We start from the raw sequence: 25924 nt of genomic DNA, 5'->3' as shown, positions 1-25924 counted from the left end.
TCAGGAGCCCCCTTCGTTCCAGCGCAGCTTCTTGCGCAGGGTGGCAAAGTAGTTCCAGCCCAGCGGGTGCAGAAATCGCACGCAGTGTTCGGAGCGCTGCACCAGGATGCGGTCGCCGTGCAGCAGCGAGGCCAGCGACTGCATGTCGAAATTGGCGCTCACGTCGCGGCCGCTGACCACCTCGACGGCGATCTCGGTGGCGTCCGAGAGCACGATTGGCCGGTTGGACAAGGTGTGCGGTGCGATGGGCACCAGCACCCAGCCGGGGATGGAGGGGTGCAGCATGGGGCCGCCGGCCGACAGCGCGTAGGCCGTGGAGCCCGTGGGCGAGGCGATGATCAGGCCATCGGCCCGCTGGTTGGCCACGAAGCGGCCGCCCACTTCCACGCGCAGCTCCACCATGCCCGAGGTGGCGCCCCGGTTCACCACCACGTCGTTCATGGCCAGCGCCTCGAAGACCACCTGGCCGTCGCGCACCACGCGGGCGTGCATCAGCGGGCGCAGGTCTTCCTCGTACTCGCCGTGCAGCATCGGGGGCAGGGTGGCCTGGTAGGTGTCGAAGGGGATGTCGGTGATGAATCCCAGTCGCCCCTGGTTGATGCCGATCAGCGGCGTCCTGTGGCGCGCCAACTGCCTTCCGATGCCCAGCATGGTGCCGTCGCCGCCCACCACCAGGCCCAGATCGCAGCGGGCCCCGATGGTGTCCACGTCCATGGCGGGGTAGCCGGACAGGCCGGTGTTGGCGGCGGTCTCGGCCTCCAGCGCCACCTCGCAGCCCTGACCCGTGAGGAACTGCGCAATGTCCTGCAAGGCCTGGCGCGAACTGTCGGTCATGGAGGAGGCACCCGTGCCCGATGCCTGCTGGTACTTGCCGATGAGCGCTACATGGCTGAAATTGGAGGTCATCGTCAAATTACATCATTGTTGTAAGAACACGGGGCTTGGGCGGGGCCTTGCGTGCGCCACCATTGGCCGGGAAGGCACCGTACGAACGGCCCAGGCCGTACAGGGTGTTTAATGCTAGTGCATTCCATGCGGACTGCTCCGTACAACGATAGACGAAACCCGACAGGGAATCACCCACTTCCCTCATTAAAATCGACCGCATGCTCGATGACCGCGCCAAGTTGTTGCTCAAAGCGCTCGTGGAGCGATACATAGCCGATGGGCAGCCCATCGGCTCGCGCACGCTCTCGCGCGCTTCCGGCATGGACCTGTCGCCGGCGACCATCCGCAACGTGATGGCCGACCTCGAAGAGCTGGGCCTGATCGCCAGCCCGCACACCTCAGCGGGGCGCATTCCCACGGCCAAGGGCTACCGCCTGTTCGTGGACACCATGTTGACCGTGCAGCGTGACCCTTTGATTTCACCGCCGCTGGCGCCTGAGCAGCCGCAGAAGGTGATCGCCAACGCCGCCAACCTGCTGTCCAACCTGTCGCAGTTCGTGGGTGTGGTGATGGCGCCACGGCGCACCTCGGTGTTCCGGCACATCGAATTCCTAAGGCTGTCGGAGCGGCGTTTCCTGGTGATCATCGTCTCGCCCGAGGGCGACGTGCAGAACCGCGTGATCTTCACCGACATCGACCACTCCCAGTCGCAGTTGATCGAGGCCGCCAATTTCCTCAACGCCAACTACGCCGGCCTGGCCATGGAGCAGGTGCGCGAGCGCCTCAAATCCGAGGTTGACGCGCTGCGCGGCGAGATCGGCACGCTGATGCAGGCCGCCGTCAACGTGGGTTCCGAAGGCGAGGCGCAGGACGAGGTGGTCATCTCCGGGGAGCGCAACCTGCTGTCGGTAAGCGATTTTTCCAGCGACATGGGCAACCTGCGCCGCGCCTTCGACCTCTTCGAGCAGAAGACGCAGATCCTGCGCCTGATGGATTTTTCCAGCCAGGCCGAGGGCGTGCGCATCTACATCGGTGGCGAAAGCCAGGTCGTGCCCTTCGAGGAACTCTCCATCGTGAGCTCTCCCTACGAGGTGGATGGCAAGGTGGTCGGCACGCTCGGCGTGATCGGCCCCACGCGCATGCCCTACGACCGCATGATCCAGATCGTGGACATCACCTCCAAGCTGGTGTCCAACGCCCTCAGCCACCGCCGCTGAGCGCCTGGATACCCCCTACAATACCGCGTGCCCCATCTTCGGTCAGGTACACGGGGCGTTAGCTCAGTTGGTTAGAGCAGAGGACTCATAATCCTTTGGTCGCGGGTTCAAGTCCCTCACGCCCTACCATATCCCGTTTAGGTTTTCTGCTATTGTTTTCGGAGCGTTTTGTTCCGCAAAACAGGGGCTGTTCCGCAAAACCTGTTTCGACGGCTTCACGTGCCGCCTTGCCTTGTGACGGATGCCGTCGGCCGCCTGGCCGCTGTGGTAAGCCCCAACATGGCCTGTGCGGGCTTCGTTCCGGTGTCGCCATCGGCCCCGGCGGCCACCTTGGCGTGGGAAGCCCTCATCTGATGTCGGCCTTGCCCTTTTCCATGGCCTGCGCTGGCAAACTATGTCTTGTAGGACTTTGCGCCGATCGGGTGTCCGCATGTAACTTGTGCTCCACGTCACTGCGACGACACCAAGTCATCGATACATTCAAGGACACGCGATGTCACGCTTCTTGCAAGCCTTGGACTGGCCAGGGCGCTGGGGCGTCGCTGCCTGTGCCAGCACGAGGGTTGGGTCGTCCTGGTCTGCGAGGGGGTGGGTGTGCCGAATGGAGCCTGCCGACACTGCTCAGCCATTTTTATTTTTGGAGTCCATTCGATGCGGTATCTAATTGTTTTGTTTTTAGCTGCAGTGACCACGTTTGCCCAGGCTGCAAACTTCGTTTCGATGCACCAGTCTGCACACAGAATTGCCCTGTCTCTGTCGTCCGGCAGCAGCGGCTATACCTTCGACACCAAGGTCGGCTTCAAGGAGCAATACGCTCCTACCGGCGTGACGGGCTGCGCCATCGGTTTTGGCACCGGCGGCTGCGCTTTCCCTGGCGGCGGATCGCTGTCCCTGCCTGAGTTCACTGGTTTCCAGATGCAGAACCAGGAATTCAAGATCTTCATTCCCGCAGGCACCCGTTCATTCCTGTTCTCGGGCTATGCGGCCCAAGGCACCCAGTCGGCCTTCGTGCTGCGCTACGGCAAGGAGCCGACCCGAGTCGCCGCCCTGAGCGGTAGTGAGTACCAAGCGGCACAGACCGGCGAGCGCATCGACTCCTCGTTCACACGCCTGGTCAATGAAGACGTCGATCATTTCGTCGTGCACGACGGTGGTGGCACCCTGCGCTTCGTGGGCGGCCAGCTCGATGCCAACCGCAGCAGCACCGACCAGGGCAAGTGGCTCTACGTGCGCCAGCTGAGCGGCTCCGCGCTCTACGACTACCAGGGTGCCCTCGACGTCGACATGCCCAAGTACGCGGCCGGCTACGCCAAGATCTCCTGGACCACCAGCGCCTTTCCAGACCCCGTTGACGCCGCAAGCCCTGGCGGTGGTGGTGGCACCACCAATCCACCGGTTACCGGCACGACGGTCACCACCTCGGTGCTCTCCACCACCGGCCAGCCCCTCAGGCTGGACATCACGATGACCCAGTCGGCCACTGAGGTCGCTGCCAATCCGCAGATCAGCACCTGGGTTGCCGCACGCATTCCCGCCAACGGCCTTTTCTACACGACGGATGTCTGGTTCTTCCGCAAGGTCGATGGCTGGGCCCAACTGGTGTTGCCGTTTCCTGAGACGGTGGCTTACTCGAGTCTGGGCACCAACGCCACGAGCTTGAAATTCACGCCCTCGCTGGACCTGACGGACACGGACCTGCGCGCCTTCAATGTCGAGGTGTATTTCGGCTACAAGACCAGCACCGGCGCTTTTGTGAGCAAGGGCAAGATCTGGCCCCAGTAAATCGGTCGGCGCAGGCGCGCCGCTCACCTGGTTCCGCAAAGGCCCTTCGGGGCCTTTTTGCATGGGACTGCCGAGCAGGGGGGGGCAGGGCGGCAACGCTCAGTGCAGGCTTGGTGCAAGCGCGGCACTGCAGCAGGGCGCGGCGCAGACCCATGCGGGGCGGCAGGCCAATAAATTTGGCGTTTTTGCCTGAAGGCACCTCCGGGGTGCACTACAATACAGGCAGCAGACGAGTTCTGTGAAAGCCTTGGGATCTTTCTGGTGGCGAACACAGAAAGCAGTGATTTTTTGAAATGTTGAAAAATCCATGCTATAATTTGAAGCTTAGCGGCTGTAGCTCAGTTGGATAGAGTACTTGGCTACGAACCAAGGGGTCGTGGGTTCAATTCCTGCCAGCCGCACCAACAGGTAAGCCCTGATATCGCAAGGTATCAGGGCTTTTTCCTTGGTGGGTCCTGCTCTCATGCCGCATCTGGCCAGATGCCGCCGGGGGGCCTTGGAGGGGCCTCGCTCTTTTCGCACGCACCTCACGCCGTCTTCCTACACGTCACCCGCTCCGGCCGGCGCACCCTGTGGGGCAGAGTTCACTGCAAAGAACTCCGCCTCCCACAGCCATGCCCGCCCACGCCGTCACCTGCCAGTTCCAGCGCGATCCTGGATCCGAGCGCCTCGCCTCCACACCGGTGGAGGCGGATGCGGAAGCTGTACTCTTCAGTTGGACAGATCAGGAGGGCCGGGGCTACGAAGTGTTGCTGCGCGGCGGTGACCGGCTGGTGGCCACGCTCCGGTTCGATGCGCAGGAGTGCGATGTCGCCACCGAGGAACTGCACCTGCAATGCCGGGCGCTGGGACTGGTGTGGGAGACAGTGACTTCCGCGTCGGGTGAAGGTGTGTCGGTAGCCGAAGAGATGTCCCCCCGGGGAGCTGACCACCATGGCCACTGATCCCAAGGACCATCCGCAGCACCGCGCGCCCGAGCACCTGCCCAGGCCATTCGTCAGTGCACCGCATCCTTCCCCGCCCCGGCAGCAACCCGGCACGGTGCCATCGCCAGACGGGGCCGGGGCTTTTGCGGGCGAAGTGGAGAACGAAGCCGACGACCCCGTGGGCAAGCCCCCCAGGACCTGAGGGACGCCAAGGCGCGCGGCGGTCCACGCCGCGGCGCAGGTAACATGCCACCATGAGCAAGGCTTTCACCAAGGAATCCGACACGCAGGCCGATGACGACGAAGGGCCGGCGCTGCCTCCCATTCCTGCCGGGTCGCGCAACTACATGACGCCTGCGGGCTATGCGCGGCTGCGCGGCGAGCTGCTGGACCTGATCGACAACGAGCGCCCGAAGATCGTCGAGGTGGTGCACTGGGCGGCCAGCAACGGCGACCGCTCGGAAAATGGCGACTACCTCTACGGCAAGAAGCGCCTGCGCGAGATCGACCGGCGCATCCGCTTTCTCACCAAGCGGCTGGAGGTGGCCGAGGTGGTGGACCCACTGGTCCATGCCGGCAGCGACCAGGTGTTCTTCGGCGCCACCGTGACCTATGTGGACGAGGAAGACGCCACGAGCACCATCACCATCATGGGCATCGACGAGGCCGACAGCGGCCAGGGCCAGGTGAGCTGGGTGTCGCCCGTGGCGCGCGCCCTGCTCAAGAGCCGGGTGGGTGACGAGGTGCCTTTGCCCACGCCGGGCGGCGTGCGTTCGCTGGAGGTGCTGGAGGTGCGCTACGAGCGGCACGATCCCCCGCCTCTGGCGCAGGATGCAACGGCCTCCTGACCGCCGAATCGCAGCGCCAGCGAGGTTCAGGCTGCCGGAGTGATGCGGCTGGCGCGGATGACCGCCGGGGTGCGGCGCAGGTTGCGCAGGGCGGCTTCGATATGGGCCTGGTCGCGCACGGCGACGATGAAGCGCAGGTCGGTGGTGTCCAGCGCCACTTCGTCGTCCATGTCCACGTGGGTGATGTCTGCCTCGGCACTGGCCAGGTCGGCGGCCACGCGGGCCAGCACGCCCTTGCTGTTGGTGATGGTGACGACGATGCCGGTCTCGAACATGCGCACGGGCTCGTCGGCCCAGTCCACGGCGATGAAGCGCTCGCTGTCCTTGTGCTGCAAGCGCTTGGCCACCGCGCAGTGGGTGTTGTGCACCACCAGGCCCTCGCCCCGGCCCAGGTAGCCCACGATGGCATCGCCCGGCACGGGGCGGCAGCAGTGGGCGTACTGCACCGATGCGTTCTCGCTGCCGTCCAGGGTGACGGCGCCCTGCGACAGCCGCTCATGCGAGGTGTAGCGCTCGCGGCTGAGCAGCAGCGCGTCGGGCCGGTGGCCGTGCTCGCTCATCAGCACCATGAGCCGCTTGGCCACGATGCTGGCGATGCGCTTGCCCAGGCCCAGGTCGGTCATGAGCTCGCTGCGCGTGCGGTTGCCCGTGAAGCGCAGCAGCTTGTCCCACATGGGCTGGGTTTCGGCATTCACCGGGGGCAGCTGCTCCAGGCCTTCGGAGCGGATGGCCTGGGTCAGCAGCTTCTCGCCCAGGCCCTCGGACTCGGCATGCGCCAGGGTCTTGAGGTAGTGGCGGATCTTGGAGCGCGCGCGCCCCGTGCGCACAAAGCCCAGCCACGCCGGGTTGGGGGTGGAGATGGGGGCGGTGATGATCTCCACCACGTCGCCGTTCTTGAGCTCGGTGCGCAGCGGCACCTGCTCGTTGTTGATCTTGGCGGCCGTGGTGCGGTCGCCCACGTTGCTGTGGATGGCGTAGGCAAAATCCACCACCGTCGCACCCCGCGGCAGGGCCATGATCTGGCTCTTGGGGGTGAACACGTAGACCGCGTCGGGGAACAGGTCCACCTTCACGTGGTCCCAGAACTCGGCGGCGTCGCGCGTCTCGTTCTGGATGTCGAGCAGCGACTGCAGCCACTTGGTGCCAAGGCGCTCGGCCGAGGTGCCGTCGCCGTCCTGTGCCTTGTACAGCCAGTGCGCGGCCACGCCGGCCTCGGCGATGACATGCATCTCGTCGGTGCGCATCTGGAACTCGATGTTCACGCCCGAGGGGCCCACCAGCGTGGTGTGCAGCGACTGGTAGCCATTGAGCTTGGCAATCGCGATGTGGTCCTTGAACTTGCCTGGCACCGGCTTGTACATCTGGTGCAGCACGCCAAGGGCCGTGTAGCAGTCGGTCACCGTGGGCACGATGACGCGAAAGCCGTACATATCCGTCACTTGGGCAAAGCTCAGGTGCTTCTGGTCCATCTTCTGGTAGATGGCGTAGAGCGTTTTTTCGCGGCCGGCCAGGCGCACCTGCATGCCGATGCGCGAAAAGGCGGCGTCCACCTCGGCTTGCACTTTCTGCACCAGGTCGCGGCGGCGGTTGCGCGATTTGTTCACCGCCTTGGCCAGCGTGGCATAGCGCCAGGGGTGCAGGTGGCGGAACGACAGGTCCTGCAGCTCGCGGTAGGTCTGGTTCAGCCCCAGGCGGTGGGCGATGGGGGCGTAGATCTCCAGCGTTTCGGACGAGATGCGGCCCCACTTGCTGCGCGGCATGTCCGACAGCGTGCGCATGTTGTGCGTGCGGTCGGCCAGCTTGATGAGGATGACGCGCACGTCGCGCGCCATGGCCAGCAGCATCTTGCGAAACGACTCGGCCTGGTTTTCCTCGCGGGTGTTGAACTGCAGCTTGTCGAGCTTGGTCAGTCCATCGACCAGCTCGGCCACCGGCGCGCCAAAGCGCTCGATCAGGTCCACCTTGGTGACGCCGCAGTCTTCCATGGCGTCGTGCAGCAGCGCCGCCATCAGGGCCTGGGCGTCGAGCTTCCAGGTGGCGCACTGGGCGGCCACCGCGATGGGGTGGGTGATGTAGGGCTCGCCGCTGTTGCGCAGCTGGCCCAGGTGGGCCTCGTCGGCGAAGCGGTAGGCCTGGCGCACCTGCTCGATGCTATGGGCGTCCAGATAGTCGAGGTTATCGGTGAGCGCGGCAAAGCTGGCGGCCGCTGCATTGGCCGCTGCCGCAGATGCACTGACTGGCGCGTGGGTGTCGCCAGGCCGGGCATGCGCTGCTGCCGAAGGAGTGTTGAACACCGCGTTCATGCCTTAAATGTAGCGCGGGTGCGCAATACGGGTCGCCGAGGAAAAAAAAAGCACCGCATGAAAGCGGTGCTCTCGGGGGCCGGTGCCCGGAGAAAGACTCAACCAGGAACCTTCTTGAGCATTTCCAGGCCGACCTTGCCTTCGGCGATCTCGCGCAGGGCGGTCACGGCGGGTTTGTTGCGGCTTTCGATGCGCGGGGCATGGCCCTGGCTCAGCATGCGGGCGCGGTAAGTGGCGGCCAGCACGAGCTGAAAGCGGTTGGGGATCTTTTCCAGACAGTCTTCTACGGTGATGCGTGCCATCGGTGGGTACTCCGGGGATTCAGGTGATATTGAGCGACTGGAAGGTGTCAGCACGGGCGCGTCGCTGGGCGGCGTACTTCAGGCGCTGGGCGTGCACGACGGCTTTCAGGTCGAAAAGCGCGCGCTCAAACAACTCATTGATTATAACGAAGTCGAATTTGCTGACCTGTGCCATCTCGGTAGCCGCGTTCCTGAGGCGGACTTCGATGACATCCGGAGAGTCCTCGCCGCGGCGTTCCAGGCGCGAGCGCAGCTCTTCCCAGCTCGGCGGCAGGATGAAGACCAGGAGCGCATTGGCAAACGCCTCCTTGATCTGCAGTGCGCCCTGGAAATCGATTTCCAGGATCACGTCCGAGCCCTGGGCAATGCGCTCCTCGATGGCCTTCTTGGAGGTGCCATAGCGGTTGCCGTGCACATGCGCCCATTCCACGAAGGCATTGCCCTCGACCATGGCGTCGAACTCGGACTGCGAGGCGAAATAATAGTCGCGGCCGTGCTTTTCCTGGCCGCGCGGTGCCCGCGTGGTGTGCGAGATGGACAGGTGGACGTGCGAGTCCAGCTCCAGCAGAGCCTTGACGAGGCTGGATTTGCCGGCGCCGCTGGGGGCTGCCACTACGATGAGATTTCCTGGGTAGTCCATAGGTGATGTGCGCCAGGCGCTATCAAAACATGAGTTTCGTTCGATATCTTGCACTTGAAGCGAGGGAAAATCCCTGGCCGTTGATTCTTATGGATCTTCATGCCACTGTGCTGCAGGGCCTGGCCGTGCAGCAAGACCAGGCAGTGCGTTCTCCGCGGCAGTGTGCAAGCGCATGGATTTTAGCTGGCTGCCTTGTCTGCTTTGTACTTTATGCCGGCCACCTTCGCGCCTGGTTTGCCAAATCGCGGCAAGTGCCTTGTCGATGGGGAAGGGAATTGCCGTCAATCGGTAAATAGATGCACTTCAAGGTCGAAGTCGAAGCTCAGTTGAATGGGGGGGCGCAATAGCCGGAAATGCCTCCAGGCGCCGGGTACGAATTCTGTATCCGTGGTCATGGCCGCGGCGGGAAGGGCTTCTTGGTGAATCGCCAGAAGTCGAGCGTGTGCACAGCGCCGATAGCAATACGACAGCGAAATCATCAGGTGGTCGGCCACAGCCTCCATCTGGTTGTTGAAGTGCCGGAGCAAGTGGACGTAGGCGGCTGTCAGTGATTGGTGGGCGCTGAGATCGCCCTCCAGCGCTGATTGCCTCTGTTCTTCGGTATTCATCAGCGCTATGAGGGGGTCATAGCTTGTGTCGGTTGCCAACAGGCGTGCCAGGGGATGGGCTTCTCCACCTTCTGGGTTGGGAGAATGATCCAAGCGGACCGCATTGCGCACGTTCAGCTCGGTATATCGAACAAGATGCTGGTATACGTATGAAATCAGCAATGACTGTTGATCGGGCGTCTGGAGGTCGAGCGTGACACCCTTGTTGCGCAAGGTTGTGAGCATCAGCCAGGCTTCGGCTTGTACATCCTCGGGAGAGTGTTCTCCACGGGTGTGCCGACTGATGCGCCGCCAGGTGTGCTGGTGGGATCGGAGGAATTGGGTGACTACATCTTCACTCATGTAGCCCCATGTTCTGCCCACTTGTACTCATCCGTATGACATCGAGCAGCCGGCAAAAGTTTGCGGCGAACTGGCAATTTTCGGAAGGTACCGCAGCCTTCAACCTGCAGTCATGAACTGGGGCACCTACGCCGTCTTGGCAAAGAACGCCACGTCCGGTAACCCCTTGAAGTGCGCATCGCAGGTCAACAGTTGTGCACGCTGTTGCCGCGCAGTGGCGTAGACGATGGCATCGGCCGTGGCGAGCCGGTGTTCGCGGTGAAGGTCCGCAGCGAGCAGGGCGATGGCGGTGTCCAGCGGCACGACGGTGCATTTCTGCGTATAGGCAATCACCTGGTCTGCCTGCTCCTCACCCACCTCGCGCACCAGCCACTTCGACAGTTCGAGTTGCACGATGGTCGGCACAATGCACTGCGGCCTCTCCGGGAACTGGCTGCCCAGCTTCTGGCCCAGCACGCTGCCAGTAAGCCATTCAATCCAGGCGGACGTATCGACCACGCGCAACTGCGCCGCCATCAGTACCGGTCCTCGCGTTCGCGGTATCCGTCGGTATTGGCGCCCTTGGCAATGCCTGCCAATTGGCCAAGCTCCGGCACGGGCATCACCAGAACGCCCTTGCCCTTGGGGATGAACACGAACTCCTGCCCGGCATGCCAATGCTGCTCATCACGCACGGCTTTGGGGATGGAGATCTGGAATTTGCTCGACAGGGTCGCGGTCACCGGCATCTTTGTACCTCATCGGTATCGATAGGACTTTGGTAAGAATACTGGATGCGCAGGATTTGCGCCAGCGGGCGACCGCGAAGGCCTTACTCGATGTTCTGCACTTGCTCGCGCATCTGCTCGATCAGGACCTTCATGTCCACGCTGATGCGGGTCAGGTCCAGGGCGGCCGATTTGGAGCCCAGGGTATTGGCCTCGCGGTGCAGTTCCTGGATGAGGAAGTCCAGGCGCTTGCCGACTTCGCCGCCCTTCTTGAGCAGGCGCTCGATCTCCTCCAGGTGGGAGTCCAGGCGGGTGATCTCCTCGGCCACGTCGATGCGGATGGCGAAGGCCGTGGCCTCGGTCAGGGCGCGGTCGCGGGCGGCCTCTGGCAGGGTGGCGCCATCGGTCAGGGCCATGGCTTCCTTCCAGCGCTCCATGAAGCGCTGGCGCTGCTGCTCCACCAACAGGGGCACCATGGGCACGGCCTGCTCAGCCAGGGCGCGCAACTGCTTCAAGCGGTCGAGCAGCATGGCGGCCAGGCGCTTGCCCTCGCGCTCGCGGGCCGACATCAGCGCGGTCAGGGCCTCTTCGGCGAGAGCGGGCACGGCCTCGCTCCAGTCCTCGTTGCCCGAATGGGCGTTGGCGCACAGGCGCAGCGCATCGGCCACGCTCAGGGGCGCGGCGTTGGGCAGCCAGGACTTGACAGAGTCCTGCAGGGAATTCAGGCGCTGCAGCAGCCGGGCAGGGGGGTCCTGCAGGGTGTTGCTGTCTTCGTTTTCCAGCGCGGCGCGCACTTCCACCTTGCCGCGTTTCAAGCGCGCGGTCAGCAGGGCGCGCAGGGCGGGCTCCATGGCGCGCAATTCGTCGGGCAGCCGGAACGACAGGTCCAGGAAGCGGCTGTTGACCGAGCGGATCTCCAGCCCCAGGCGGCGCGCCTGGGTGGCGCGGCCCTCGGTTTCAGCGCCAGCGGCGGATGTGCCGTGCTGCGCGCTGGCGTATCCGGTCATGCTGTAAACTGGCATTGGACTTTTTGATGGTTGCTTGCGATCCGGCGATTATCCGGGTTCCGCCCTACCCCCGAGTCATCTTCGCAAAATATGTCAAAAATCAAACCGGCCCCCTTGCCACCCGATACCGCGATTGGTGGTTACCGTGTGGTGCGTCGGTTGTCGTCCGGTGGTTTCGGTGTGGTCTATCTGGCCCTCGATGCCGAAGGCCAGCAGGTCGCCATCAAGGAATACCTGCCTTCGTCCCTGGCCACGCGCGCCCCGGGCGAGCTGCTGCCCAAGGTGCAGTCCGAAAAGCTCTCGCTCTACCGCCTGGGCCTCAAGAGCTTCTTTGAAGAAGGCCGCGCGCTGGCGCAGATCTCGCACGCCTCGGTGGTGAGCGTGCTCAACTTCTTTCGCGAGAACGAAACCGTCTACATGGTGATGAACTACCTGGAGGGCGCCACCCTGCAGGACTTCATCATCACCGCGCGCGACCTGAAGACGCAGAAGGTGTTCCGCGAGTCCACCATCCGCTCGCTGTTCGACGAGGTGCTGCGCGGGCTGCGCATCGTGCACCAGCACAAGATGCTGCACCTCGATATCAAGCCGGCCAACATCTTCATCACCGACGACAACAAGGCGGTGATGATCGACTTCGGCGCCGCGCGCGAGGTGCTGTCCAAGGAGGGCAACTTCATCCGCCCCATGTACACGCCCGGCTTTGCCGCGCCTGAGATGTACCGGCGCGACTCGTCCATGGGCCCGTGGACCGACATCTACGCCATCGGCGCCTGCATCTATGCCTGCATGCAGGGCTTTCCGCCCAACGAGGCGCCCCAGCGCATCGAAAAGGACCGCCTGTCGCTGGCACTGACCAAGCTGCGCGGCGTGTACTCCGACAACCTCATCGAGGTGGTCGAGTGGTGCATGGCGCTCGATCCGCTGTCGCGCCCGCAGTCGGTGTTCGCCCTGCAAAAGGAGCTCAGCCGCGAAGGCGAGCGCCGCTACACCAAGCTCACGGTGGCCGAGAAGATGCGCCTGCAGCTCGACACCCTGGTGTCCGACACCAAGAAGAATGTTCAGAAGGTGGGTGAAGCCACCGGTATCGGAGCCAAGCCCAAATGAAAACCACCCACGCAAAGCGGGTTCGGGCGGGATGCATATTTACTAACGATGCATTGGTGCATCCTTGTTTGCGTGGGCCACTATGAAGTTCTCCGTATTCCAGATCAGCCGCCGCGGCGGCCGCGAGAAGAACGAAGACCGCATGGGCTATTGCTACACGCGCGAATCGGGCCTGTTCGTCCTGGCCGACGGCATGGGGGGCCACCCCGAGGGCGAAGTGGCGGCGCAGATCGCGCTGCAGACCATCTCGGCGCTGTTCCAGCGCGAGGCCAAGCCCCAGCTCAAGGACGTGCAGGAGTTCCTCTCGGGCGCGCTGCTGGCCGCGCACCACCAGATCCTGCGCTACGCCACCGACAAGGGCATGCTCGACACGCCGCGCACCACGCTGGTGGCCGCCGTGCTGCAGGCCGGCACGGCCACCTGGATCCACTGCGGCGATTCGCGCCTGTACATGGTGCGCGACGGCGACCTGCTCACCCGCACCCGCGACCACTCGTACATGGAGCTGCGCAACAACCCGCCGCCGGGGCTTGAGCGCATCAACCGCAACGTGCTGTTCACCTGCCTGGGTTCGCCAACCAAGCCCATCTACGACATCACCGGCCCGGTGTACCTGGAGCAGGGCGACCGCATCCTGCTGTGCTCCGACGGCCTGTGGGGCACGCTCAGCGACGAAGAGATCGCCAAGCAGATGGCCCGCCAGACGGTGTCGCACGCCGTGCCGGAGCTGGTGGAAGAGGCCCTGCGCACCGCCGGTGACAGCAGCGACAACGTGACCGTGGTGGCGCTCGAATGGGAGACCCCCGATGCGTTCGAGTCCACCCAGGGCGTGTCCACCGACAGCATCAGCGACGACGTGTTCGCCTCTACCATCCAGGCGGGTCCGCTCGACGGGCTGGTGGACGACCTGGACGACGCCGCCATCGAACGCTCGATCGCCGAGATCAACGAAGCCATCCGCCGCTCTGCCGCGCGCAAAACCTGAGTTCCATGGGCTGCGGGCGGTGTGCGGCGCCGTGGAGAACGGCTCTTGTGCGGCCGGCCGCTGGCTGACGCACCGACCTGACCCGCAGGCCTGCCCGCGTGCGCAGCGGGCGACTGCCTTCTTTTGACACCGGAAATTCACATGACCACCTACCTTCGCACCGGCGCCCGTGCCGTCGACCAGCTGCGCCCCGTGCGCATCACGCGCCACTACACCATGCATGCCGAGGGCTCGGTGCTGATCGAGTTCGGCAACACCAAGGTGCTGTGCACCGCATCGGTGGAAGAGCGCGTGCCCCCGCACAAGCGCGGCAGCGGCGAAGGCTGGGTCACGGCCGAGTACGGCATGCTGCCGCGTGCCACCCACAGCCGCAGCGACCGCGAGGCCGCGCGCGGCAAGCAGAACGGCCGCACGCAGGAGATCCAGCGCCTCATCGGCCGCAGCCTGCGCGCCGTGTTCGATCTGAAGCTGCTGGGCGAGCGCACCATCCAGCTCGACTGCGACGTGATCCAGGCCGACGGCGGCACCCGCACCGCCGCCATCACCGGCGCCTGGGTGGCCGCGCAGGACGCCGTCACCAAGCTGCTGGCCGCCGGCAAGATCACGAAGTCGCCCCTGGTGCAGCCCGTGGCCGCCATCTCGGTGGGCATTGTCGAAGGCACGCCGCTGCTAGACCTGGAATACGTGGAAGACGTGGGCTGCGACACCGACATGAACGTGGTCATGACCGGTGCCGGACACTATGTGGAAGTGCAGGGCACGGCCGAAGGCGCGGCCTTCACCCGCAAGGAGATGGATGCGCTGCTGGCCCTGGCCGAAAAGGGCATTGCCGAGCTGATCACCCTGCAGCAGCAGGCACTGCGCGACTGATCCAATTCCCTCCGGGCTGGCCGCTAGTCGGCCCTGACAACAACGATTTTTCACGATGAAACTGGTCCTCGCATCCAACAACCGCGGCAAGCTGGCCGAACTGCAGGCCATGCTGGCACCGCTCTCGGTCGAACTCGTGCGCCAGGGCGACCTGGGCGTGGGCGAGGCCGAGGAGCCGTTTCGCACCTTTGTCGAAAACGCCCTGGCCAAGGCGCGCTTTGCCGCCGCGCACACCGGCCTGCCGGCCCTGGCCGACGATGCCGGCCTGTGTGTGGACGCCTTCGGCGGCCTGCCGGGGGTGGACACCGCCTACTACGCCACGCAGTTCGGCTACGAAAAAGGCGACGACACCAACGTGCGCGCCATCCTGGAGCAGATGCAGCACATCGACCAGCGCCGCGCCGCCATGGTCAGCACCCTGGTGGCGGTGCGCAGCCCCGAAGACCCCGAGCCCCTGATCGCCGTGGGCCGCGTGGTCGGCGAGATCACGCGCGAGCCGCGCGGAAGCAACGGCTTCGGGTTCGATCCCGTGATGTTCATCCCCGAGTTCGGCAAAACCTTTGCCGAGCTGCCCGTGGAAGTGAAGAACGCCCACAGCCACCGCGGCCGATCTGCCCAGCAGATGCTGGCGCTGATGCGCGAGCGCTGGTTCTGAGCACCCCTCCGAATTTCCATGACCCACATCCCCATCGTCCCCGACACCGAGGCGGCCGAGCCCGCCGTGGTGCGTGACATCCAGCACTACATGCGCGCGGGCCTGCTGCAGCTGCAGAGCCTGCCGCCGCTGTCGCTGTACGTGCACCTGCCCTGGTGCATACGCAAGTGCCCGTACTGCGACTTCAACTCGCACGAGTACCGGGGCGCTGCTGCAGGGGCCGATGCAGGGCACGCCGCGCCCGGCCAGGTGCCCGAGCAGCGTTACATCGACGCCCTGATGGCTGACCTGGAGGCCGCGCTGCCCCTGATCTGGGGCCGCACCGTGCACAGCATCTTCATCGGCGGCGGCACGCCGAGCCTGTTCTCGCCTTCGGCCATCGACCGCTTGGTGGGCGGCATCCGCGCGCGCCTGCGCCTGGAGCCCGATTGCGAGATCACCATGGAGGCCAACCCCGGCACCTTCGAGAAAGACCGCTTCAAGGCCTTTCGCGCTGCGGGCATCACGCGCCTGTCCATCGGCGTGCAGAGCTTCAACGACCGGCACCTGAAAGCCCTGGGCCGCGTGCACGACCGCGCGCAGGCCCTGGCTGCGGTGCAGGAGGCGTCCGAGGCCTTCGATACCTTCAACCTCGACATCATGTACGCCCTGCCGGGGCAGACCCCGGCCGAGCTGGAGGAGGACATGGCCCTGGCCCTGTCGCTGAATCCGCCGCACATCTCCATCTACCACCTCACCATCGAGCCCAACACCTACTTCGCCAAGTACCCGCCGGCCATCCCCGAGGACGACCAGGCCTACGCCATGCTCGACCGCATCACCGAGATGACAGCCCAGGCGGGGCTTTCGCGCTACGAGATATCGGCCTATGCGCGGGCCGGCCACCAGTGCTGGCACAACACGAACTACTGGCAGTTCGGCGACTACCTGGGCATTGGCGCGGGCGCGCACAGCAAGCTCAGCTTTGCCCACCGCGTGGTGCGCCAGGTGCGCTTTCGCGACCCGGGCCGCTACATGGACAACGCCCTGGCCGGCCACGCCGTGGCGCAGGACGAAGAGGTGCGCCGCGCCGACCTGCCGTTCGAGTACATGCTCAACGCCCTGCGCCTGCGCGAGGGCTTCGCGCTCAAGGATTTCACCGAGCGCACCGGCCTGCCCGTCACCGCCATCGCCAAGGCGCTGGACAAGGCCGAGGCCAAGGGCCTGATCGTGCGCGAGCCGGGCGGCCAGGTGCGGCCCACTGAGCGGGGCTTCGACTTTCTGAGCGACCTGCAGGAGCTGTTCCTGGCCGACTGATCAGGCGCTGCGGCGGTCGCCCTGCAGCCGCCACAGCCCGAACAGCCCCCCCAGCGCCACCAGCGAGATGCCGAAGGCCAGCCACAGCGCCGCATGGGGGCCGGCCGAGGTCAGGATGGCGGCGAACACCGGCGGTGCGGCGGCGAACGACAGGTTCAGCGGCATGGCCAGCCGCGCCGACGCGCGCGCATACGCAGCGGCCGGAAACACCAGCAGCGGCAGCGTGGCGCGGCTCACGGCGATGACGCCGCCCGCCATGCCGTAGACCAGCGCGAACAGCAGGGCGCCGGTGAAGCTGCTGGTAAGCATCAGCACGATGAAGCTCAGCGGAAACAGCGCCGCTGCAGCCAGGCCCGTGGCAAAGCCCGACCAGCGCCTGCCGCCCAGAAAGTCGAACAGCCGCCCCGCCCACTGGGCAATGCCGATGAAGGCCGCCGCCGCCAGCGCGCTGGCGTGGCTCAGACCCGACGCCTCGAACAGGATGATGATGGTGAGCGCAAAGCCCCAGGTCACGAAGCCATTGGCGGCAAAGCCCACGGCCAGCAGGGCGAAGCGGGGCCGGTCGATGGGGACGGGCTCGGCCGGCACCTGGGTGGCGGTGGTACCCCTGGGCCGGCGCGCCAGCACGGCCCAGTGCAGCGGCAGGCAGACCAGCAGCACCAGCGCGCCAAAGGCCAGCGTCGCCGCGCGCCAGCCCCACTGGGCCTGCAGCAGCCCCGAGAGCGGCCAGAAGAGGGTGGAGGTGAGGCCCCCGGCCAGGATCAGCACACCCAGCGCCCGGCGCGCCTTGTCGCCCGCGATCTCGGTCACCGCGATCTGGGCCGGCGTGCTCAGCATGCCGGCGCCGGCCAGGCCCAGCACCGCCCACGCCAGCAGGTAGGACACGGGGCCTTGCGCCAGCCCCACCAGCGCCAGGCCCAGTGCGCCCAGCAGCGAGCCCAGCACCATCACCGGGCGCGCGCCATGGCGCTCGAACACGGCGCCCAGCGGCCACGAGGCCAGGGCCATCACCACCAGCATGGCCGTGGGCCCGGCCATCACCAGTGGCAGGCCCATGCCCAGCTCGGCCGCCATGGCCGGCCCGGTGACCGCCGGCAGCCAGAAGGTGGAGCCCCAGCCGATGAGCTGGGTGAGCGACAGCGCGGCAACGGCGCGGACAGTGGGGGAAGGAGCGGTGAACGAGCGCAGCGGCATCGGGCGGGGACCTGCGGCGCGAAGGGGAGGAATAGGGAACAAAAGCCGGGGGAACGCTGCGCCGCAGGAATGATAGCCGGCCCCGCGAGGTCCCGCCCGGCCCTGGCCACTGCCCGCAGCGGCTTGTTCAACCGCAGCGCACGGTGGTGATCTTGCCGCTTGCGTCAATTACCAGGTTCAGTCGCTCGGCATTGAACTCCATGGTCACAGGCTGGTTGTCGCGCAGCACGCGCGCCATGGCTGCGCCCGAGGCCACGCGCGCCTGCTCGACAGTGCTGGCCGTGGGCTGCTTGCCCTTGGCACCCTGTGCCGGTGCGGCGTTGCAGGTGCCGCCCCTGGGGCCGGGGCCTACCGAGGGTGTGTCGGCTGCTGGCGGACGCGCGGGCGTGCCGGCGCAGCCCGCCAGCAGGGCCATGCACAGGCCAGCGCAGGCGGTGAGAAGGGTTTGGTGGCGGTGGTGCATGGAGGGTCTCCTCGAATGGACAAAAAGGGGCGCACGGGGCGCGCGCGGCCTTGCCACCATAACGCCTGGCGAGCCCCTCATTTGTGACGTGGCGTAACCACGGCGCCAGCGCCTACAGGGAGACAGGGCATTGCAGGACATTTCCTACACATGTGACATCGGCTATCCGACCCCGGGTTCCCGCCGAAAGTGCGCCAATCGTTCCATAGCCCAGTCTTTTCCCGAACGCGAGGATGGAACCATGCACTTCGATGACCTCTACACCCGGCGCCTTGAACGGATCGGCGAGCCGGACCCCCTGCAGATGGGCCAGCCGATGCGGGCTGCCACGCAGTCCCAGCAGAGCGAGTACCTCATGGTGGGCAAGGCCGACATGGCCCATGTGCAACGGGAGCCTCAGTTCGGGGACACGCTGCATCGCGAATTCCAGGCGATGGGCTGATGGCGTTCAAGAGTACAACCACCATGCTTGCCGCCGCCCACCCCAGCCAACGCACTAACTTGGCACCCAATGACGACGACAGCCTGCAGGTCAGCCTTGTCCTGCACATCGCGCACGACGGCGCGCAAGGCTACCGTGCCCGCATGTTCGACGAGCAGGACCAGGTGGGCAGCCCCACCTACCACTCGCGCATCGAAGAAGCCATCCGCTGGTACGGCGAACATTCGCCTGTCGCGGGCGTGCAGGCCTTCCGCATCTGGTTCGGCGGCTGGTGCGCGGGCAGCTTCAGCCTGGCAGACATGGAGCAGGATGCCGAGAGCATCGCCGACCGCCTGCAGGTGCTGGCCCTGGTGGTGCGCTGAACCCCGGCGTCTTTACGGCGTGAGGAAGTAGTACCAGATCCAGGGGGCGTAGACGAGCTCAGGCGCCCATGCCACCGCAATGATGCCGTTGTAGAGAGGGCAGTTGTACCGGTCCGCGTAGTAGCCCGCGAACGGGATGAAGGTGCCAGCTGCCGAACACCCCGGTAGCCCGTCAGCTCGATGAAGGCATCCGTTCGCGTCAGGTATCCAGGCGGCTGGGAACCGACCTGCGCCCCGCTGCCCTCCCCGGCCTGTGCCAGGGCTCCATGCGACACCACCAAAGCCATCAGCAGCAAGAGCAGTTTCTGCATGGTGATTCCCCAGGAAATATTCATCCATGAGCCCATGCTGCTGGCCATCATGCAAGCCCATGTGGCCAGCAGTGGCTAATTTTCCTCGGGTTCGAAGCTGACAGAAGGCTGTCGGCGGGTCGCCGGTGCTGGTATAAACGCGCTCGGTCACCGGCGCGCATGCGCTGGCATGCCCACAACGACAAAGACCCGAGGAGACACATGAACCCGAGCGCTGCCGCGACCCCTGTCCGCCCATGGACTGTTTCGAGCCCTGTTCTCCGTGCTGGCGCCCTGTTCGCCGTGCTGGCCCTGGCGGGGGGGGCGCAGGCCGCCCCCATCGTGGTCGGCCAGGTGGCGCCGCTGTCGGGCCTCAAGGCCAGCGACGGACGGGGCTACTCGGCAGGCATGCAGATGTACTTCAACCACGTCAACAAGGCCGGTGGCATCAACGGCAACACCCTGGTGCTGGCGCGCAAGGACGACACCGGCCGCGCCGACCAGACCTTGGCCGCAACGCAGCTGCTGCTGGCCGAGCAGCGCCCGCTGCTGCTGGCGGGCTACATGGGCGCCGGCAACCTGGCGGCACTGCAGAAGTCGGGCCTGCTGGCCAAGGAAAAAATCGCGCTGGTGGGCTACCGCAGCAGCACCTTCCAGCCTGACTCGCCCCTGCTCTACAACGTGCGCGCCGGCCTGCGCGACGAGATCGGCAAGATCGCCGAGCACCTGGCCACCGTGGGCATCACCAAGCTGGGCCTGCTGTACGAGGAGGGGCCCGACGCCCCCGCGCTGCTGGCCAGCGCTGAGGAGGCCGTGAAGAAGAACGGCGGCAGTCTCGTGGCCAAGGGTTCGTACGAGATGGACACCCTGCGCATGGAGAACGCCAACAAGCTGCTGCAGGCGGCCAAGCCCCAGGCCATCATCCTCATCACCAGCGGCGCCGCCGCTTCGGCCTTCATCGAGAAGTACCGGCTGGAAGGCGGCACCGCCCGGCTATTCGCCTCCTCCGACGTGGACCTGGAGCAACTGGCCAAGCGCCTGGCCGAAGAGCACATGCAGGGCATATCGATCGCCCAGGTCACGCCCAACCCGTACCGCGCATCGAGCAAGCTGAGCAAGGAATTCCGCGAGGTGCAGGCCAAGAGCGGCGACCCCGACGTGCCCGTGAGCTACGCCATGATGGAAGGCTACATCGCCGCCAAGGTGATCGCCGAGGCCGCCCGCCGGGCCGGCGCCAAGCCTACGCGCGAAAACCTGGCCGCTGCCTTGGACAGCATCGACAGCCTGGACCTGGGTGGCTACACCGTGGGCTACCGCCCCGGCCAGCGCGCGGGTTCGCGCTTCGTGGAGCTGTCCATCGTGAGCGCTACCGGCCGCATCCGGCAATAAGGATCGGCTTCAGCGCAACACGGCGCTGCTGTGGCGCACCAGTGCCTCGTTGCCCTGCCGGTCTGTGGCGATCTGCTGCGCGAAGGTGGCCACTGTGCCGCCCGCGGGCAGCAGGTGCTTGTCCCTCAGCACCGCGGCGAAGCCGCCGGCACCGAGTATGCGGTTGACCGCCTCGTTCAGCCCCTGCACCACGGCGGGCGGGGTGCGCGCGGGGGCGAACAAGCCGAACAGCGAGCTCAGATTGGCGCGCGGGTAGCCCAGCTCGGCCAGGGTGGGCACCTCGCGCAGCGCCGGCATGCGCGCGGGCGAGCCCACGGCCAGTGCGTGCAGGCGGCCGGCGGCCACATACTCGAGCTGCTGCGCCGCGAGGTTGGACGACAGCACCTCGAACTGGCCCCCCAGCGCGTCGTTGAGCTGCGCACCGCCGCCCTGGTAGGGCACGTGGGTGATGTCGGCCCCGCTGTGCAGGCGCGTCTGCACCAGCACCATGTGCCCGGTGGTGGCCACGCCCGAACTGGCCCAGCGCACGGCGCCGGGCCGCGTGCGCGCCAGGGCGACCATCTCGGTGAACGAGCGCGGGCCCAGGGCCGGCGTGCCCATCACCAGCACCGGCGTGTGCATGATGCCTACGACCGGCATCACCAGGCCGAGCGGATCGCGCAGGCCGCCGGGCACCAAGAGCGGCTGCAGCGTGACCGGCGTGATGGCCGAGAACGCCAGGGTGTGCCCGTCGGGCGCGGCGCGGGCCAGCAGGTCGATGCCCACCGAGCCGCCGGCACCGGCGCGGTTGTCCACCAGCACCGGCACGCCCAGGGCGCGCGCCAGCGGCTGCGCCAGCGCCCGCGCCGTGGCATCGCTTACGCCGCCGGGCGGGTACACCACGATCAGCCGCACCGGGCGGCTGGGCCAGCGCGGTGCGGCTGCTGCATGCACGGCGGGTGCTGCAGCCACCAGGGCCGCGCCGCCCGCAGCCCAGCGCAACAGGTGGCGGCGGGGCAGGGTGGCTGTGGTGGGCCGCAGCGGCTCAGGCCGTCGCAGCAACTCTGGCCCTTCCGGCCGCGATCTTCGTGACCAGCTCGACGAAGGCCCCCGTGGGGCCGTGGCAGTCGCTCTTGCGGTACGCCAGCGTCAATGGCGCGCCCAGCTTCACCGCGCGGGCCAGCGGCCGGTAGACGATGGCGTTGTGGTGCGTGCCCTGCATGGACGAGGGCACCACCGAGATGCCGGCCCCTGCGGCCACCAAGTTCAGGTTGGTCATCATGCGGTCCACCTCAGAGACCACGTTGATGGCCACGCCCTCGCGCGTGCACAGCTCCAGCAGGTTGGCATACAGCCCCGGCGCGCCGGGCTTGCGCACGAAGATGAACTTCTCGCCCTGCAGCTCCTTGAGCTGCACGGGCAACTGCTTCTTGCCCACAGGCGCCTGCGCCAGCGGGTGGTCGCGCGGCATGGCCAGCACGGCGGGCTCCTGCAGCAGGGTCTTGAGCACCACCCCCTTGGGCCAGGCCACAGGCACGCGCAGAAAGCCGCAGTGCAGGCGCGAGGAGGCCACCGCCTCGGTGATCTCGGCGGCGTTGTTCTCGCTTACCACCAGCTGGATGCCGGGGTAGGTGGCGCGGCACATGCGCAGCGCCTCGGGCGTGAAGTCGTGCGCCGCCGACGAACTCGTGAAGCCGATGGAGAGCATGCCCTGGCTGCCATCGGCAAAGGCCAGCATGCGCTCCTGCATGGCCGCGCAGTCGCGCAGCAGGCGCGTGGCCTCGGCATAGAAGAGCTGGCCCGCATCGGTCAGCGTCACGCCCTTGGGGTGGCGCAGGAAGAGAGGTACCCCAAGCTCCACTTCCAGCCCTTTGATCTGCTGGCTCAGCGGGGGCTGCTGCATGCCCAGGCGCTCGGCAGCGCGCGTGATGTGCCTGGCATCCGCAACGGCCACGAAGTAGCGCAGGTGCCGAAACTCGATATTCATAACGTATGGACCACAGATTATTCAGGTGTTTGGCATGTGTAGCCTACGCTCCTAGGATACGCCCTGTTCCCTGCAACCGGCCTCGTCGGTTTCCCTGTGGCGGGCTTCGTGCCCGCCTGTGCATTGCGCACAGGAGCACGCTTTTGACACAACAACAACCGGAGACAAAATCCATGCGTTTCACCACCGGCTCGCGCAGCCCGGTCGCTTCGTCGACCCTGTCCGTCCTTTCCACCCTGTCAGCCATCACCCTGCTGTCCGCCTGCGGCGGCAGCGACAGCCCCGCATACCCGCCCGAAGCCAAGCCCGTTGCGGTGGCTTGCCCGGCCGAACTGCCCACCACCGCCACCTGCCAGGGCGGGCGCGATTCGGCCGGAGCCTACTACCTCATCGCCACGCCCAAGGACTGGGGCGGCAACCTGATCCTGCACGCACACGGTGGGCCCGACCTGGCCGCCCCCACGGCCGAGCGCGCGCAGGAAGACCTGGTGCGCTGGGCCATCATGGTCAAGGCCGGCTACGCCTGGGCGGGCTCCACCTTCCGCCAGGGCGGCGTGGAAGTGCACGCTGCAGCCGAAGACACCGAGCGCCTGCGCCGCATCTTCAACGAGCATGTGGCGGTGCCCAAGCGCACGGTGCTGCACGGGCAGTCGTGGGGCGCGGGCGTGGCCGCCAAGGCCGCTGAGATGTTCACCGCGCAGACCGTGGGCGCGCAGCCGTACGACGCAGTGCTGCTCACCAGTGGCGTGCTGGCCGGCGGCACGCGCTCGTACGACTTCCGCCTGGACCTGCGCGCCGTCTACCAATACCTGTGCAACAACCACCCGCGGCCCACCGAGGCGAGCTATGCGCTCAACCTCGGCCTGCCCGCCACGCTGACCCTGGCGCGCGACGACTTCAACGCCCGCGCCAACGAATGCCTGGGCCTGGACAAGACCGCCGCCCAGCGCACGCCTGAGCAGCAGCGCAAGGTCGAGACCATCGAGAAAGTCATCAAGATCCCCGCCAGCGCCATCTCGGCCCACCTGAGCTGGGGCACCTACCACTTCCAGGACGTGACCGCCAAGCGCACCGGCGGCGCCAGCCCCTTTGGCAACACCGGCGTGGTCTACAGCGGCTCGGCCGACGACGCTGCGCTCAATGCCGGCGTGCTGCGCTACCGCGCCGACCCGGTCGCCGTGCAGCGCTTTGCCGACGACACCGACCCCAAGGGCACGATCCCCGTGCCCGTGCTCACCACCAAGTGGATCAGCGACCCCACGGCCTTCGTCGAACTCGACGCCTACTTCAAGACCGTGATGGACCGCGGCGGCAGCGGCGACCGCCTGGTGCAGACCTTCGTGACCACCGGCACGCACAGCTACATCAGCGACCCGACTTACCCGGCCCTGGTGACCTCGCTGCTCGACTGGGTGGAGACACGCACCAAGCCCACTCCCGCCAGCGTGGCGCAGCGTTGCACGTCGCTCGAAGCGCGCTTCGGCACGGGCTGCACCTTTGCGCCGGCCTACGTGCCCGGCGCGCTGGAGACGCGGGTGCCGGCGCGCACGCGGCCTTGAAGCTCAGGCCCAAAGGCGCGGTTGTCAGGCAGCCGTAGAGAAGCTGTCAGCCAGCCGCGCCTCCACCACCGCGTTGCGCGACTGCTTGACGCAGCGCTGCTGCTGCTCACCACCATCGCGCAGACATTGCAGCGCATGCGGGCCCACCCAGACCTGAGCGTCCGGCTTGCCGGGGTTGGCCGAGCGCCCTGGCACGGCCGGGCCGAAGGGCATGGCGGGGTTGCACCAGCGCAGCACGGCGTTGCTGTAGTGCTTGCGCACGAAGCGGCCCAGCGTTTTGTAGCGCCGCTCGACTCCCTGGGCGGCCTGCGCGCTGGCGCTGCCCGTGGCCACCGCGATGCGCCCCTCGAAGAGCACACCGTCCGCAAAGATTTCGGAGCGCAGGAACTGCACGGTGGCGTACTCCGATTCGCAATACCAGTCGTTGCAGCCGGCGATGTAGCGGGCTTGCAGCGCTGCTTGGTCATCGGGCGACCAGAGGATGCAGTAGTTGCCGCGGATGGCGTCGAGGTCGCGGAAGGTCTGCGGCGCCGCAGCCTGCCAGCGTGGCCCGTCGATCAGCAGCACCGCAGGGTCGGCCAGGACCTGCGCAGCGAACTCGCGTTCGTCGGCAGGGTGCATCACAAAGCGCAGCTGGCTGTTCATGGGCGGATTATCCGGTGCATGCGCGGGCAATTGCCCGCCCCATGGGCTTCTTCAAACCTCATTTGAAACTGAAAGCGGTTCGCACCGGCTTATCAGCGCGGCACCCGGCTCCTACAGTTTGCCCACCATTAACCCTGGAGGTGGAAACGATGCGAACGGTGAAATCTTTGTCCCTGCCCATGAAGGGCCTGCGCCATGCCGGCATGGCTTCAGCCCTGGTGCTGGGGCTGTGCTTGGGTGCGCAGTCGCAGGCCCAGCCGGCGGTGCCCGACTACGGCCCGGCCCTGACCCTGGACATGGCGCGCAAGGCCATGTCGGCCGCCGACGCGCTGGCGCGCGGCAATGGCTGGAATGTGGCCATCGCCATCCTGGACAGCGGCGGCCAGATGGTCATGTACCAGAAGTTCGATAACACCCACCATGCCAGCATCGCCGTGGCGCAGGGTAAGGCCCGCACGGCGCTGGACATGCGCCGCCCCACGCGCGTGCTGGAAGAGGCCGTGGCCTCGGGCGGCGGTGCCCTGGGCCTGCTGTCGGCCCGTGAGCTGACCCTGCTGCAGGGCGGCGTGCCCATCGTCAGCGGCGGCAAGATCGTGGGCAGCATCGGTGTCTCGGGCGTGGCTTCGGCCAACGACGAGAAGGTGGCCTTCGCAGGCGCGGAGGCATTGAAATGATGCGGCAAACCCTGCTCTCTGGTGCCATGGCCCTCGGCCTTCTGCTGCTGGCCTCGCCGGCCATGGCGGGCCTGGCCGAAGACGCTGCGGCGGCCAGCGTGGACATCTATGCCCGCATGACGGCCAAGGACGCGCCGGGCTTCCTCAGGTACCGGCCCCCGGGCGGGTTCACCGAGTTCACGCCTTCGTCAAAGGAGCTGCAGCGCCTGGAGCTCAAGCCCTTCACGGACCTGTTCTCGTCGGACATGCGCATCAATCTGCGTGCCGAGGACATCAAGGTGCAGCTGATCGGCGATGTCGCCGTGGTCACCGGCACCCGCATTGGCTACGTGGCGGCGCCCAACACCACGCCGGTGGAGGTGCGCTACGCCCTGACCATGGTCTGGGCACGTACCAACGGTGCGCTGCAGCTGCAGCACCTTCACTACTCGCCACTGGCTGCCAGGTAGTTGGAGAG

The 25924-nt window shown here is 66.4% G+C and carries 29 protein-coding genes and 2 tRNA genes; 18 read left to right on the top strand and 13 right to left on the bottom strand.

Annotated features, from left to right (window positions below; genetic code table 11):
• The gene (locus ACSQ9E_RS23535; RefSeq protein ID WP_436219335.1) at positions 1–906 is read right to left on the bottom strand and encodes an NAD kinase; all 906 of its coding nucleotides are present in this window, start codon (positions 904–906) and stop codon (positions 1–3) included.
• 200 nt (positions 907–1106) lie between these two features.
• On the opposite strand from ACSQ9E_RS23535, the gene hrcA reads away from it, so the two are divergent.
• The 7 genes from hrcA to greB all read left to right on the top strand — a co-directional run bounded on the left by hrcA (position 1107) and on the right by greB (position 5661).
• Positions 1107–2105: a heat-inducible transcriptional repressor HrcA gene (gene hrcA / locus ACSQ9E_RS23530; protein ID WP_305742642.1), complete on the top strand. Its 999-nt coding sequence runs from the start codon at positions 1107–1109 to the stop codon at positions 2103–2105.
• A gap of 52 nt (positions 2106–2157) precedes the next feature.
• Positions 2158–2234, top strand: a tRNA-Ile gene (locus tag ACSQ9E_RS23525).
• A gap of 591 nt (positions 2235–2825) precedes the next feature.
• A complete protein-coding gene (locus ACSQ9E_RS23520) occupies positions 2826–3887 on the top strand; it encodes a hypothetical protein (protein WP_057205470.1) in 1062 nt (353 codons plus the stop codon).
• A 327-nt stretch (positions 3888–4214) separates the two neighbouring features.
• Positions 4215–4291, top strand: a tRNA-Arg gene (locus ACSQ9E_RS23515).
• A 210-nt stretch (positions 4292–4501) separates the two neighbouring features.
• A complete protein-coding gene (locus ACSQ9E_RS23510) occupies positions 4502–4831 on the top strand; it encodes a hypothetical protein (protein ID WP_057265041.1) in 330 nt (109 codons plus the stop codon).
• Positions 4821–5015, top strand: coding sequence for a hypothetical protein (locus ACSQ9E_RS23505; protein ID WP_157421873.1), 195 nt, complete (start codon positions 4821–4823; stop codon positions 5013–5015). Before ACSQ9E_RS23510 ends, ACSQ9E_RS23505 begins: the two co-directional genes overlap by 11 nt.
• 52 nt (positions 5016–5067) lie before the next feature.
• The gene (greB, locus tag ACSQ9E_RS23500; RefSeq protein ID WP_436219334.1) at positions 5068–5661 is read left to right on the top strand and encodes a transcription elongation factor GreB; all 594 of its coding nucleotides are present in this window, start codon (positions 5068–5070) and stop codon (positions 5659–5661) included.
• Between the two features lie 26 nt (positions 5662–5687).
• Here greB and ACSQ9E_RS23495 read toward each other — a convergent pair whose 3' ends face one another.
• The 7 genes from ACSQ9E_RS23495 to ACSQ9E_RS23465 form a co-directional block, all read right to left on the bottom strand.
• Entirely contained in the window at positions 5688–7964 is a 2277-nt protein-coding gene (locus tag ACSQ9E_RS23495) for a RelA/SpoT family protein (protein ID WP_057205462.1), read from the bottom strand.
• A gap of 98 nt (positions 7965–8062) precedes the next feature.
• Complete coding sequence (gene rpoZ / locus ACSQ9E_RS23490) at positions 8063–8266, bottom strand: DNA-directed RNA polymerase subunit omega (RefSeq protein WP_005794722.1); 204 nt, start codon at positions 8264–8266, stop codon at positions 8063–8065.
• A gap of 19 nt (positions 8267–8285) precedes the next feature.
• Positions 8286–8906: a guanylate kinase gene (gmk, locus tag ACSQ9E_RS23485; protein WP_057205460.1), complete on the bottom strand. Its 621-nt coding sequence runs from the start codon at positions 8904–8906 to the stop codon at positions 8286–8288.
• Positions 8907–9187: 281 nt separating this feature from the next.
• Positions 9188–9856: a hypothetical protein gene (locus ACSQ9E_RS23480; protein ID WP_436219333.1), complete on the bottom strand. Its 669-nt coding sequence runs from the start codon at positions 9854–9856 to the stop codon at positions 9188–9190.
• A gap of 126 nt (positions 9857–9982) precedes the next feature.
• Positions 9983–10372, bottom strand: coding sequence for a type II toxin-antitoxin system VapC family toxin (locus ACSQ9E_RS23475; RefSeq protein ID WP_436219332.1), 390 nt, complete (start codon positions 10370–10372; stop codon positions 9983–9985).
• Complete coding sequence (locus ACSQ9E_RS23470; RefSeq protein ID WP_436219331.1) at positions 10372–10584, bottom strand: AbrB/MazE/SpoVT family DNA-binding domain-containing protein; 213 nt, start codon at positions 10582–10584, stop codon at positions 10372–10374. The genes ACSQ9E_RS23475 and ACSQ9E_RS23470 overlap by 1 nt, the downstream gene beginning before the upstream one ends.
• A gap of 83 nt (positions 10585–10667) precedes the next feature.
• A complete protein-coding gene (locus ACSQ9E_RS23465) occupies positions 10668–11585 on the bottom strand; it encodes a YicC/YloC family endoribonuclease (RefSeq protein ID WP_082604384.1) in 918 nt (305 codons plus the stop codon).
• A 75-nt stretch (positions 11586–11660) separates the two neighbouring features.
• Here ACSQ9E_RS23465 and ACSQ9E_RS23460 point away from each other — a divergent pair, with 75 nt between their 5' ends.
• From ACSQ9E_RS23460 to hemW, 5 genes are all read left to right on the top strand, one after another.
• On the top strand, positions 11661–12677 hold the full coding sequence (locus ACSQ9E_RS23460) for a serine/threonine protein kinase (protein ID WP_008905072.1): 1017 nt from the start codon (positions 11661–11663) through the stop codon (positions 12675–12677).
• An 82-nt stretch (positions 12678–12759) separates the two neighbouring features.
• Entirely contained in the window at positions 12760–13662 is a 903-nt protein-coding gene (locus tag ACSQ9E_RS23455) for a PP2C family protein-serine/threonine phosphatase (protein ID WP_057205454.1), read from the top strand.
• A 141-nt stretch (positions 13663–13803) separates the two neighbouring features.
• The gene (rph, locus tag ACSQ9E_RS23450) at positions 13804–14532 is read left to right on the top strand and encodes a ribonuclease PH (RefSeq protein WP_436219330.1); all 729 of its coding nucleotides are present in this window, start codon (positions 13804–13806) and stop codon (positions 14530–14532) included.
• Positions 14533–14587: 55 nt separating this feature from the next.
• The gene (rdgB, locus tag ACSQ9E_RS23445; protein ID WP_436219329.1) at positions 14588–15187 is read left to right on the top strand and encodes an RdgB/HAM1 family non-canonical purine NTP pyrophosphatase; all 600 of its coding nucleotides are present in this window, start codon (positions 14588–14590) and stop codon (positions 15185–15187) included.
• 18 nt (positions 15188–15205) lie between these two features.
• Positions 15206–16483, top strand: a complete 1278-nt coding sequence (hemW, locus tag ACSQ9E_RS23440; RefSeq protein WP_436219328.1) for a radical SAM family heme chaperone HemW — start codon at positions 15206–15208, stop codon at positions 16481–16483.
• Here the strand turns inward: hemW and ACSQ9E_RS23435 are convergent, their stop codons facing one another.
• Together ACSQ9E_RS23435 and ACSQ9E_RS23430 are read right to left on the bottom strand one after the other, a co-directional pair.
• Complete coding sequence (locus tag ACSQ9E_RS23435) at positions 16484–17677, bottom strand: MFS transporter (RefSeq protein ID WP_436219327.1); 1194 nt, start codon at positions 17675–17677, stop codon at positions 16484–16486.
• A 127-nt stretch (positions 17678–17804) separates the two neighbouring features.
• On the bottom strand, positions 17805–18140 hold the full coding sequence (locus ACSQ9E_RS23430; protein WP_157421872.1) for an I78 family peptidase inhibitor: 336 nt from the start codon (positions 18138–18140) through the stop codon (positions 17805–17807).
• A 241-nt stretch (positions 18141–18381) separates the two neighbouring features.
• On the opposite strand from ACSQ9E_RS23430, the gene ACSQ9E_RS23425 reads away from it, so the two are divergent.
• The 3 genes from ACSQ9E_RS23425 to ACSQ9E_RS23415 all read left to right on the top strand — a co-directional run bounded on the left by ACSQ9E_RS23425 (position 18382) and on the right by ACSQ9E_RS23415 (position 20623).
• Positions 18382–18582, top strand: coding sequence for a hypothetical protein (locus ACSQ9E_RS23425; protein WP_436219326.1), 201 nt, complete (start codon positions 18382–18384; stop codon positions 18580–18582).
• A 23-nt stretch (positions 18583–18605) separates the two neighbouring features.
• Positions 18606–18944 (top strand): hypothetical protein, encoded by a 339-nt coding sequence (locus ACSQ9E_RS23420; RefSeq protein ID WP_436219325.1) that lies wholly within the window; start codon positions 18606–18608, stop codon positions 18942–18944.
• Positions 18945–19456: 512 nt separating this feature from the next.
• Entirely contained in the window at positions 19457–20623 is a 1167-nt protein-coding gene (locus ACSQ9E_RS23415) for an ABC transporter substrate-binding protein (protein ID WP_436219324.1), read from the top strand.
• A gap of 9 nt (positions 20624–20632) precedes the next feature.
• Here ACSQ9E_RS23415 and ACSQ9E_RS23410 read toward each other — a convergent pair whose 3' ends face one another.
• Both ACSQ9E_RS23410 and ACSQ9E_RS23405 read right to left on the bottom strand, forming a co-directional pair.
• Positions 20633–21664 (bottom strand): Bug family tripartite tricarboxylate transporter substrate binding protein, encoded by a 1032-nt coding sequence (locus ACSQ9E_RS23410; RefSeq protein ID WP_436219323.1) that lies wholly within the window; start codon positions 21662–21664, stop codon positions 20633–20635.
• Complete coding sequence (locus ACSQ9E_RS23405) at positions 21648–22583, bottom strand: LysR family transcriptional regulator (protein WP_436220257.1); 936 nt, start codon at positions 22581–22583, stop codon at positions 21648–21650. Before ACSQ9E_RS23405 ends, ACSQ9E_RS23410 begins: the two co-directional genes overlap by 17 nt.
• 179 nt (positions 22584–22762) lie before the next feature.
• Here ACSQ9E_RS23405 and ACSQ9E_RS23400 point away from each other — a divergent pair, with 179 nt between their 5' ends.
• Positions 22763–24148 (top strand): hypothetical protein, encoded by a 1386-nt coding sequence (locus ACSQ9E_RS23400; RefSeq protein ID WP_436219322.1) that lies wholly within the window; start codon positions 22763–22765, stop codon positions 24146–24148.
• Positions 24149–24172: 24 nt separating this feature from the next.
• Here ACSQ9E_RS23400 and ACSQ9E_RS23395 read toward each other — a convergent pair whose 3' ends face one another.
• Positions 24173–24793, bottom strand: coding sequence for a hypothetical protein (locus ACSQ9E_RS23395; RefSeq protein ID WP_057205423.1), 621 nt, complete (start codon positions 24791–24793; stop codon positions 24173–24175).
• 158 nt (positions 24794–24951) lie between these two features.
• Here ACSQ9E_RS23395 and ACSQ9E_RS23390 point away from each other — a divergent pair, with 158 nt between their 5' ends.
• Together ACSQ9E_RS23390 and ACSQ9E_RS23385 are read left to right on the top strand one after the other, a co-directional pair.
• Positions 24952–25467, top strand: a complete 516-nt coding sequence (locus ACSQ9E_RS23390; protein WP_436219321.1) for a GlcG/HbpS family heme-binding protein — start codon at positions 24952–24954, stop codon at positions 25465–25467.
• Positions 25464–25916 (top strand): nuclear transport factor 2 family protein, encoded by a 453-nt coding sequence (locus ACSQ9E_RS23385; RefSeq protein ID WP_436219320.1) that lies wholly within the window; start codon positions 25464–25466, stop codon positions 25914–25916. Before ACSQ9E_RS23390 ends, ACSQ9E_RS23385 begins: the two co-directional genes overlap by 4 nt.
• The last annotated feature ends 8 nt before the right edge of the window (positions 25917–25924 follow it).

The sequence above is a fragment of the Acidovorax sp. LjRoot118 genome, assembly GCF_964253575.1.
Classification (GTDB): Bacteria; Pseudomonadota; Gammaproteobacteria; order Burkholderiales; family Burkholderiaceae_C; genus Acidovorax.
Note: the sequence above shows the minus strand (reverse complement) of the source record. Positions and strands in the feature narration are given on the sequence as shown.